Origin of the sequence: Flectobacillus sp. BAB-3569, assembly GCF_002270355.1 — a bacterium.
Classification (GTDB): Bacteria; Bacteroidota; Bacteroidia; order Cytophagales; family Spirosomataceae; genus Flectobacillus; species Flectobacillus roseus.
Map to the genome: position 1 here is coordinate 1 of NZ_NJFZ01000013.1, position 10665 is coordinate 10665.

At 37.7% G+C, this 10665-nt stretch carries 8 protein-coding genes; 1 reads left to right on the top strand and 7 read right to left on the bottom strand.

The genetic code is table 11. The features are described from left to right. The 6 genes from BWI92_RS13380 to BWI92_RS13405 form a co-directional block, all read right to left on the bottom strand. On the bottom strand, positions 1 to 486 hold a 486-nt coding region (locus BWI92_RS13380; RefSeq protein ID WP_229363046.1), incomplete at its 3' end, for a TolC family protein. A 266-nt stretch (positions 487 to 752) separates the two neighbouring features. Further along, entirely contained in the window at positions 753 to 1442 is a 690-nt protein-coding gene (locus BWI92_RS13385; protein WP_095163768.1) for a M15 family metallopeptidase, read from the bottom strand. 60 nt (positions 1443 to 1502) lie between these two features. Beyond that, complete coding sequence (locus BWI92_RS13390; protein WP_095163769.1) at positions 1503 to 2198, bottom strand: ABC transporter ATP-binding protein; 696 nt, start codon at positions 2196 to 2198, stop codon at positions 1503 to 1505. Between the two features lie 18 nt (positions 2199 to 2216). Continuing rightward, on the bottom strand, positions 2217 to 3557 hold the full coding sequence (locus tag BWI92_RS13395; protein WP_095163770.1) for a DUF3526 domain-containing protein: 1341 nt from the start codon (positions 3555 to 3557) through the stop codon (positions 2217 to 2219). Positions 3558 to 3584: 27 nt separating this feature from the next. Further along, the gene (locus tag BWI92_RS13400) at positions 3585 to 5030 is read right to left on the bottom strand and encodes a DUF3526 domain-containing protein (protein WP_095163771.1); all 1446 of its coding nucleotides are present in this window, start codon (positions 5028 to 5030) and stop codon (positions 3585 to 3587) included. Between the two features lie 55 nt (positions 5031 to 5085). Next, positions 5086 to 7563, bottom strand: a complete 2478-nt coding sequence (locus tag BWI92_RS13405) for a TonB-dependent siderophore receptor (protein WP_229363051.1) — start codon at positions 7561 to 7563, stop codon at positions 5086 to 5088. 273 nt (positions 7564 to 7836) lie between these two features. Between BWI92_RS13405 and BWI92_RS13410 the strand changes: the two genes are divergently transcribed. Next, positions 7837 to 8952 carry a Fic family protein gene (locus BWI92_RS13410; RefSeq protein ID WP_095163773.1) on the top strand — a complete coding sequence of 372 codons (1116 nt, stop codon included), beginning with the start codon at positions 7837 to 7839 and terminating at the stop codon, positions 8950 to 8952. Positions 8953 to 9319: 367 nt separating this feature from the next. On the opposite strand, the gene BWI92_RS13415 is transcribed toward BWI92_RS13410, so the two are convergent. Continuing rightward, positions 9320 to 10660, bottom strand: a complete 1341-nt coding sequence (locus BWI92_RS13415) for a TolC family protein (protein ID WP_095163774.1) — start codon at positions 10658 to 10660, stop codon at positions 9320 to 9322. Between the last annotated feature and the right edge of the window lie 5 nt (positions 10661 to 10665).

Sequence of the window (10665 nt, forward strand, 5' to 3'; positions counted from 1 at the left end):
GGTAACACTTTGTGAAGCTTGTTGACGAACATCGTTTTGGGAGCGATTTGCCAATAATAAATCACGATTAAAAATACTTTGTGTCAAACTAAACTGGGCTGCTGAGGTATTATCTACGCCTAGTTTTACAGGATTTCCTCCAATAATATTTGTTTGAACAATAAAGTTGTGTTGTAAATTGTAGTTAAAATTAATCTGAGGATACCAATCTGCGAGTTTACTCTTGATGGTATTTTCAACAACGCGCTGGTCTATAACCGATTGTTGGATTAAGGGTTGATGTTTTAGTGCATATTGAATCACATTATCGAGTGTGGCTTTGTCCAAAGTTGGGGATTCTGCCGCAAGATTCTCTGCACTAGTACCCTGAATAGCAGTGGTATTCTGCGTGGTTTGGGAAAATGTTTTGCCTGACCAACCGAGTAAACTCAGTGCTGTAAGAAACAGCGTCGGCAACATTTTTCCTTTGTGAAGCCTAGTACTCATGAATTTAAGTTTTAGTAATTGATTATTTGTATTGCTGAGGTACAACGTATTTGAACAACGCCCATCGTTTGGCTTTCGTTCCGATTTTAAAATCGTTTTCGATAAAAAGGTCAATATTGTTGACTATTGTGCTAAAATACCCGATGAACAACCTGAAAGGGTATGATAAATAAATGATAGTTGAGTTTAATCATTGCCTAATACATTTTGTAATAAAAAAGGAAGAGTATCAAATACTCTTCCTACTAAAATCAGGCCAAATGTTATTATTCGAAGGTTTTGAAGGGTAAATCCAAGATTTCGAAATTTGTACTACTTTTATAATTAAAATGCCACCATTCCATAGGATCTACCACAAATCCATGCCTTTTCATAACATCTTTTAGTAGCTCTCTATTTTGTTTGGCTTCGTCCGAAACCAAAGGAAATTCAGGATGTGAGGCGTATACCAAGGCATCGAAAGGGGTTGGCATCTTGAGTTCTTTTCCCGTTTTTAAACTTACTAAAGTCAAATCTAGGGCAATACCTTTATTGTGCTTACTACCCGTCCAAGGCAAACCCATATATAAGGTATCGGGGAGCATTTCAAACATTTGAACGGTAACCGAATACGGACGATAAGCATCATAGATTTTGAGGGATAGGCCTTTCGATTTTAGTTCTTCCTGAACTTTTGCTAGCGCTTTGGCTACTGGCAGTCGAACATAAGCAACGGCTTTAGGATAAAGTTTTTGATAAAATATATTCTGTGAAGTAGCATATTTGATGTCCAGTTTGATACTTGGAACATATTTTTTTATCAATACTAAAGCCTTATCTCCATCTTCTTGTACTGTTTTGAGATAGGCTTCTTTGGTCGTAATTATGAGAAGTTTGTTGGTACTTTGGGCATTGATAGCACCGATAATATTGAGAAATAAGCTACTATAAATGATTGTTTTAATGAATTTTATCATGAAAATTGAGCGTAAAAGTAGGTCAAGATAAATATGTTTATCCTGACCTTTTCTTAAAATCTATACTGTTTGCAGATACAATTGTTCCAATTCGTTGGCCGATATAGAAGAAGCGTCAATGATAGACACTAAGTTCCCTTCTTTCATAATACCAATGCGGTGTGCCACTTCTTTCGCTCTAAAAATATCGTGTGTTGCCATTAAGATAGCGGTACCGTTTTTTGAGAGTTCTTTGAGTATTTCCGAAAATTCATTGGATGCCTTTGGGTCAAGTCCACTAGTAGGTTCGTCGAGCAAAAGTACTTTAGCTTTTTTGGCAATAGCAATAGCTATTCCCACTTTTTGTCGCATTCCTTTTGAGTAGCCTCCTACACGATTATGATGTGCAATGGCTTGTAAACCAGCTTTTTCTAACAAATTTTCTAATTCTTTTTCTGAATAGTTAAATCCTGCTAGTGAGGAGAAAAAGGCAAGGTTTTCGACACCCGAAAGGTTAGGATACAGCATAACTGTTTCGGGAATATAAGCAAGGTGCTTCTTGGTTTCTGTGGGGTTTTGTGCGACCACAGTGCCATCAATTATGGCATCGCCTGCGCTTGGTTGGATAAAGCCTAAAAAACAATTGATAGTAGTTGTTTTTCCTGCGCCATTTTGTCCAAGTAAGGCAAAAATTTCTCCTGCTTGAATCGTTAAATTGAGTTTATTGAGAGCGGTGTAATCACCGTATTGTTTCGTTAAATTATGAGCTGTAAGCATGATCAAAGGAGTTGAGTATTAGAAAATTAGATTTTTCATGGCTTTCCAGAAACAAAGCAATGAAATCAATAACATCGGAAAAATTGTTGTAAGCCAAGAAATAAGAACTGTGTCCTGAAAAGATACTAGCTTGAATTGTTGCCAGTTTTCTTGATTGACAGGCATTTCTGCAAATATTTTTGGGTAAAAATATAAGCGCTTTTGCTCATGAAATTTTTCTAAAGCTCCCCAAAAATTCAAATTGTTTTGAATGTCTGTGAGGCTTAATTGATTGAAAGACAGTTGAGTATTGATACTCGGAACTGCCCATCCAATGATTTGAACAAGGCGTTCTCTCTGCTGAAGTTTTTCTTTGAGTTGCTGAGATGATACTAATGATTCATCATCTGCCATTTGCTGGGCTGCATAATACCATAGCCAGCTGTAGTCATACCCCTGTGGATGTTTGTATTTTCGGAACTGAGGATAATGCTGGTAAAATTTTTCAATCGTAGGCTCTTTGGCTTTATCCCATTTTGAATGATAGGCCTCACGACTATCCAAGGTAGTTTTGAATGCTTCGGGTACAGGATAAATAGCTGCTACGGTAGCATTTACACTGGCAGGAATAATTATGGTCAACATTACCCAAGTGATTAACAAAATTAGAGCATTTTGACTTGAACCCTTTTGCCAAGAAACTACTAACCAAGCTATGCTAAACCAAAAAGTTATATACAGAATAGCTACCAAACAAAAGGCTATGAAAGTGATGTCGAAAGCAATTGAAAGATAAAATTTGGCAATGATTAACAGGGTAAAAAGTACTGTCAAAATACTGAAATAGCGGATAGCAAGTTTCCAGAGTAATACATTTTTAGGGTTTTGGGCTTGTGTTAAAAGCAAACTCCAAGTGCCTTCTTCTTTTTCCTCTGAGATAATATTGAAACAAAAAGCGATAATAATCAGTGGAAAGAAATAGAGTAATACAAAGCTAAAATCCAAGTTCCCCAGCAACTGATACATGGGGTTCATGAGGTCGGTTGTGTATTTTTGCTCCTCTAGATTTCGAATCGTAACGCTGATAATTGAGGGATTTATATCTCTTTGACCAATAGACAGTCCAGCCAAATTAGGCGTGTGGTTGACCATTCCGAAACGGAGATAGTACAACAGCAATCCCATTTCTTTATTGACATTTTGTACATATCTATCAATATTTTCTTGTTGATAATGCGCTGTTTTTTCTATTATTTGGGCGTTTTTTTCTAAAAATTGTTTGCCAATCTTGAGACTTATTAGCCCTGAAATAAATAATAGTAAAAGCCCCAACATTAAGCCTTTCGAACGCACAAAGTTCTTGAATAATAGAGTTTTCATAAGTTGCTTGCAGTTTTTGTGATACTTTTAGGCTTTAAATTTTCGCTCTTGATTTTTTATCAAAAATCCTAATCCTAAAAGCCATATTACCATTGACAAAAATGAATATAGTTCAGCGCTCAAGACTTTTTTAAGATCTAAAAAGCGATATTCAAAATCTGGAAAAGAAGCCCAGTATTTTTGACTAATGCTATAATTTTTTTCGGTTGGTTTGCGCTTTTGATTACTGATTAGCTTGATTTGAAGCTGATTCATGTGTTGTGCAAGCTTGTAGCGATAGGCTTCTGTTTGCTTCTGAAAATCTTGATAATTGGCATAATCGGTGCCAGACAAACCCATTGATATATTTTTGATAGCCATGAAAGGATTGATAATCGCCGTTTTTCTGACAATATCTTGTTGTTGTTCGTAGGACTGAACTAGTTGCTTTTGATGACGATTAAATACTTCAGCACTCAAGCGTTCGCCTTCTTGCATAACTACACCACCATAATTGAAAGGTAATTTGTGGGTAGAATCTACACCGTAAGCTTTGAGCAAGGAGTCTTTCAGAGCCGAAAAGTGGGGGTCGTTGGGATTATGGCTATCGCCAAGTTTAATTAAGTCGGCTTCGACGGCGGTATCGAATTCTATTTTTGAGGGAGAATGATACATGTTTTGTCCAACCACCTGTGATATTTTGGGTAAAACCAACGTAAAAACCAACCAGAAACCAATCAATTGGGTAAGGGCAGCTTTGGAGGATTGACTTTTTGCTGAAATAAAAATGGTTAATAGGCACACGATTCCGACAAAAATAAGATAGCTGAGTATCATTAAACCCCATCTTACGATTGGTTCTAATCCTGTGTGGCTATCTAACCCCATGACTAGAAGTATCGAGCTAATCAGAATGATGGGAAGTAAAATGGTGAGTGATAGGATAAATAATCCCAAGGTTTTGCCCCAAATAAGTTCTTGCCAACTAATGGCTTGCGTCAAAAGAATCTTGAGTGTTCCATTTTCTCGCTCTTTGGCAATCAAATCAAAACCCCAAAAAATGAGTAATAGGGGAATTAATAATTGGAGAATCAAGGCACAGGAAAGTTCTCCAAAACGTAATAATCCACCCGAAAAACTTGCTTCTGAAAAATTCACGGTATTTTGTCGGTGTGCTTCTAGAAATACAGCATTTCCCAAATAGCTGTCCATCCCAAAGTCAAAAAAACTTAAAGGGTAATTTTCTCGAAAAGCTACATACCCATAATGCGCCATTCGGTGTGGGTGTTTGTCTGGGCTTTTTTCCCAACCCTCACGAACTTTAGTGTGGTAATGCTCCGTGTTTTCATGATGGTTTTCCATGGTAAAATATCCCGTAAAAACTGAAAATAGGAGCAGAGCATTAAATAATACCATCAAAACTTTTGTACTTCGAGACTTGATGGTATGTTGCCAGACCTGTTTGGCTAGAATTTTTAAAATCCAAAATCTCATATCATTATGTGGTTTATAGAAAATAGAGACGTTGCCAGCAACGTCTCTGTGAAAATTAGAATTTATACGTCATCGTTAGCATCAAATTACGAGGAGCTCCTGGAAACAGGCGAGTGTAGTTTTGAGCGCCCAACCAATAAGTGGTATCAAAAAGATTATTGATATTGAGTGCCACTTGAACATTACTTTTGCTTGGTGTGTAATACAAAGCTGCATCAAAAGTGGTAAAAGCTGGTACCTCAAATCCACGGGTAAACCACGGAATTTTACTTCCTTGATACTGTACACCAAAGCCAATTCCTATATCAGTTAGACTCGATTGAGCATCAAAATTGTAGCGAGTCCATAAGTTTGCACTATTTTTGGGCGTGTTTTCCTTTCGTTGACCAATCAAATTAGCATCTCTGTCCATAACGATGACGGCATCGATATAACTGTAAGAAGCATTTACCTGCCAATTCGATAAAATGAAACCTGCGATATCTACTTCAAAACCTCTACTTCGGTCTGCACCACGTTGTACCAACAAATCTGGATTGCTGGGATCATTTGCATTCATCAGAATATTTTTCTGATTGATTTCGTAAATCGCAGAGTTTACTGTAAATCTTCCTCCTAAAATGGTAGCCTTTGCTCCAACTTCTTTCAAATCACTTTCCAATGGCTTAAACATCGCCGCTGATTGAGCTGTCCAAACATAGTTGCCTGTACTTGGCATCAACGTGACGGTATTGGATTGTGGCTGATAACCTTTCAGATATGTTCCATAAACATTAATAGCCTTGTTTACTTCGTAAGTCAAGCCAATACGAGGAATAAGTGCTGTGTTTTTGAAAGAAGCTTCATTAGGCGCTTTGTAATTGGTAATATCTTCAAACCATTCATTTCTAAGGCTCAACAAGGCTGACCATTTTCCCAATTTGATTTGTTCCTGAATATAAATCGCCTCTGTTGTCGTCATCGCCGAAGGAATGGCCGTGCGCACATTGAGGGTGTAATCATTAAGATTTCTGACAGTGTAGCTTGGGTTGTTGAGGTCAAAATAACTTACATTTGGGCGAGGTAAGGTTTTGCCATTGTAGGTAATCGTTTGATAATTAGCTGCATTAGCTGCTGAAAAACTACCCGCAACACTGCCATCTTTCAACAAAAATCCTCTTGCTGCATTTTGTCCGCTACCTTTAATTTTGTGCCAAAACTGCCCATCGTAGCCCACCAACAGTTTATGACTGGTTTTTCCTATATCAAAGTTGGCATTGAAATACAAATTGATATTATCGGTACTCCATGTTTGTTTACGTTGGATAAACTGCATTCCGACCAAGCTATTTACCTGTGCACCAGTAATATCTGTCGCAAAGGCATTGGTGGTGCGGTGTTCTTGCAAATCTTCCAACCAGTTTTGCTTCATATAGGACGCATTGAAAATCAAATTCTTCGTGAATTTATGCGAAAGATTTCCCATCAAAATCAGATCCTTTGACGAAAAGAAATCACCCGAAGCACTCAAACTTGTATTAATAGGAGTACTGTTCAAATTGGTTACGCCTGCTACTGCTCCAAAAATCGGTTGACCTCGGTCGAGCGTTCCGTTGAGGTTACTATAAATCAATTCGGCATTAATAGCAGTTTTGTCACTTGGCAAATATGTAAAAGAAGGAGAAATCAAAACAGCGTTGTTGTTGACCAAATCACGATAAGATTTGGCGTCTTGATAAGCACCATTTAGTCGATATAGAAGTGTTTTTGACTCATTGAGTGGTCCTGTAAAATCGAAAGTTCCGCGAACGGTACTAAAACTTCCTGCACTCAAACTGACCTCATGGCGTTCTTGTGCCAAGGGTTTTTTAGTCACCATATTGATACTTCCTCCTGGGTCAACACTAGAAAATGTAACCGAAGCAGGTCCTTTCAGTACTTCTACACGCTCGATGTTGGTGGTAAGAGGTTGCAAAAAATAATACTGACGAGTACGCATGCCATTGATGATTTGTCCTTCCTCGTTTTGACTAATTCCACGAATGCTATATTGATTGTAAAAACTTGAAGGAATTACGCCACTGGCAATTTTGACCGCATCTGCCAACTGAAATGCCTGACGATCAGCAATTAACTCTTTGGTAACGGTACTCATAGTTTGTGGCAATTCTTTGTTTTTAATCGCAATTTTGGTCGCCGAAAAACTATACTCACTGTTGTAATCTTTTTGTGTACGACCTACAATTTCAACCGCCTGAAGCTCTGTATTATCATTGAGCAACACAAATATTAGTGGTGTTGAAGAGGTGTTAAGTTCAATTTTTTGGCTTAAAGGTTTGTAACCAATTGAGCTGATGCTGATTTGTGCTGTACTAAAACCGAGTTGTTCGATTGTAAAAGTGCCATCATTGTTGGTAATAGTAGATTTAGTTTGTTTAGCTGATTTGAGCTTTATGCTCGCATGTGGAATAGCTTGTTGATTTTCGTCGATTACTTTTCCTTTTATCAAATTTTGGGTAAAAGCAGTCAAGCTCAATAGCAGTGCAACTGCCACCGAGAGTATTTTTTTAAGTACATGGAAAAAAGTATAAAGTTTAAGTTGAGAAAATGGAAAGTTTTACTCAAATGCAAAAATCGTATTTGCAATGTTGTTGCAAATATAGGACAAGAAATTATTTTCCTAAAACGATTTGGCTTGAAATCTGTAAAATACCCAATAGCTAGCCACTATTGCGGTAAATATTCCCCATATTCATTGCAAAATATGCAGTGAATATTGCTAATGCGGTAAATAATGGATATATTCACAGTATAAAATGCGGTGAATATGTATATCTATCAACTCTTAAAATGGCCAAATTTTACGTGGGATACTGAGGTAATCACGCCTTTATTGGCATCAGTGCGCTACAAACAGGGTAAACTAACAGGTAGAATGATGGGCTTAGGTTTTTCTTTGCAAGAAGAAGCCGAGCTTAAAACGCTCACCGAAGACGTACTCAAGACCAGTGAAATTGAAGGGGAGTTTTTGAATCCAGAACAAGTTCGCTCTTCGGTAGCTCGTAAATTAGGGATGGATATTGGAAGCTCAGTACCTTCCGATCGCCATGTGGATGGAGTGGTCGAAATGCTCTTGGATGCGACTAAACATTTTTCACAATCCCTGAGTGATGAACGATTATTTGGCTGGCATGCTGCTTTATTTCCAACAGGTAGAAGCGGGATGTTCAAAATCACCGTGGGCGATTGGCGTACCGCTCAAGAAGGTCCTATGCAGGTGGTGTCAGGCGCTATGGGAAGAGAAATCGTACATTTTGAAGCACCCATTGCCGAAAAAGTGGCTGACGAAATGCAAGCATTCTTGGCATGGTTCAATGAAAGTCAATCTTATGATTTAATCTTAAAGGCAGGAATAGCCCATCTTTGGTTTGTAACGATTCACCCTTTTGATGATGGCAACGGTCGAATCGCTCGTGCCTTGACAGATTTATTGTTAGCTCGCTCAGACGAGAGTTCACAGCGTTTTTATAGTATGTCTGCTCAAATTCAAAAAGAGCGAAAGACGTATTATACCATGCTTGAAAGAACTCAAAAGGGCGATTTAGATATTACAGATTGGCTATTTTGGTTTTTGTCTTGTTTAGAAAGGGCTCTTACCGAAGCCGAGCAAACCTTAGATTCTGTATTAAAAAAAGCCCGCTACTGGAGCTATTTTTCTACCAAAATACTCAATGAACGCCAGCATTTTATGTTAAACAAATTGATGGATGGTTTTGAAGGAAAACTAAATACGTCAAAATGGGCAAAAATGACCAAAGTTTCGAATGACACGGCGTTGAGGGATATTCAAAATCTGGAAAGTCAGCAGGTATTGGTGAGAGAAAACGCAGGCGGACGAAGTACGCATTATCAATTGATTGATTTGGGAAAAATAGATTTCTAGAAATAATTACTATTTTTTAACCAAACATAATTCATTTTAAATTGAGTGATTATGTTAAAATTAGCAATAGAGAGGCAATGTTTTACCTATCAAGTCGAGTCAGAGATAGTATGAAGAAATTTAGAAAGTGGTCAAAAATTGTTTTTTGACCACTTTCTAAACAGATTTCAACTGTTTAAAAAAGTAAGTTCAAGACTTAGTCTTGAACTAGGAACTTAAAACGCGTTCAATAAAAACACTAGCCCCAAATAGGTAAAATGAGATATTGGAAAAATTAGGTTTTGTTAAAAAAGACCTAACTCTTCATGCAAAACTCAGCATTCCTATCAATGGGCTAGCAGGTATTTATATGTGTGTTAGTAATTTACTAGTTTCCGATTAAGCTTTTTAGCTCTGATACGGCAAGTGTGTAGGCCAATTGGGCAGTGTACACATCCGCATTGGCTTTGGCTACTTGTGCTTTGGTACTGAGTATGTCCGTTTTAAGGTTTAACCCAGCTGCTTGTTTATCTTCCTGAATTTTCAATTCCTTGGTACGATAATCCAAAACACGTCGTGCCACCGCAATCAAAGACTTGCTTTGGTTGACCTTGCGATACGCTTTTTCAATATCGCTAGTTACTTGTTGTTGGAGATTCAAGATGTTTTCTTCAGCTTGCTTGACTTGCGCTTCACGCTGTTTGAGTAAGTGTTTGTTTGAAAACAAATCTTGAACATTCCATTTTAAGTTAAGTCCTACAAAAGGATTATGATTCGGTAAAATAGGATTACCAGACTGATACGTATATCCAGTAACGAACCCAAAATCAGGCAAGGTACTTTGTTGGGCAGCCTTGATACCAAGGTTGGCTTTTTCCTTGGTTAGACTCGCAATTTGAATATCAGGGTTTGAAGAACTAGCATTTTTGAAATTCTCAATACCAGTAACTTGTTCCATGACAAAAGGTGATTCTTGGAGGTTGAAATCTTCGTCTGAAATACCTGTCAGCTTGATTAAATCAGATTTATAATTTTGCGCCTGAATACTCAATTTCAATATATTTTGTTCTTCATCGGCGATATTGGCTAATAAACCTGCTTGGTTTACATCAATGGTTTTACCCGCTGTAATAGCTGTTTCGACATCCCCTAATTTGGCTTTAGCTACTGCTAATTTTGCTTCGGCTTCTTCTAATTGCTTTTGAGCAATGAGTGCTCCGTAATACAATTGCTCAACACCTTGACTGATTTGTAGCGCAATTTTTTGCTTTTCTTTTTCCGTAATAGCCACATCCATACGATTCACCTCCAAACCAGTCTTGATTTTAATCTGCTGACTGATAGGCTGATAGGCCGTTACACCAAGATTATACAAATTTTTGTTCCCAATCTGAATATTTTTATCTTCGTTGGGCAGTGGAACTTGTACGGTAGAGCTTACTGGCAAAACCCCAATAGACCCCGCAGGAATCGTGATATTGGCCAAATTGAAATTATATTGGTAATTCCCATTGACCGTAGCCGTAGGATAACGCTTGGTTTCGTCCTCTTTAATTTTGGCTTCACGTTCAACTATTTGCCACTGTTTTACTGATAAAATATGATTGCTTTTAAGAGCGGTTTCTTTCAGCTGTTGCAACGAATAGGTCGGTGTTTGAGCCGTGGCATATTGCTCTCCCAAAGAAAGAGCAATTGCCATAAGAGTGATATTTTTAATGAAAGACTTCATACCAA

Excerpts from the sequence above, each read along its gene's own strand:
- BWI92_RS13390 (WP_095163769.1), bottom strand. The coding sequence starts at position 2,198 with ATGCTTACAGCTCATAATTTAACGAAACAATACGGTGATTACACCGCT.
- BWI92_RS13395 (WP_095163770.1), bottom strand. The coding sequence starts at position 3,557 with ATGAAAACTCTATTATTCAAGAACTTTGTGCGTTCGAAAGGCTTAATG.
- BWI92_RS13410 (WP_095163773.1), top strand. The coding sequence starts at position 7,837 with ATGTATATCTATCAACTCTTAAAATGGCCAAATTTTACGTGGGATACT.
- BWI92_RS13415 (WP_095163774.1), bottom strand. The coding sequence starts at position 10,660 with ATGAAGTCTTTCATTAAAAATATCACTCTTATGGCAATTGCTCTTTCT.
- BWI92_RS13400 (WP_095163771.1), bottom strand. The coding sequence starts at position 5,030 with ATGAGATTTTGGATTTTAAAAATTCTAGCCAAACAGGTCTGGCAACAT.
- BWI92_RS13385 (WP_095163768.1), bottom strand. The coding sequence starts at position 1,442 with ATGATAAAATTCATTAAAACAATCATTTATAGTAGCTTATTTCTCAAT.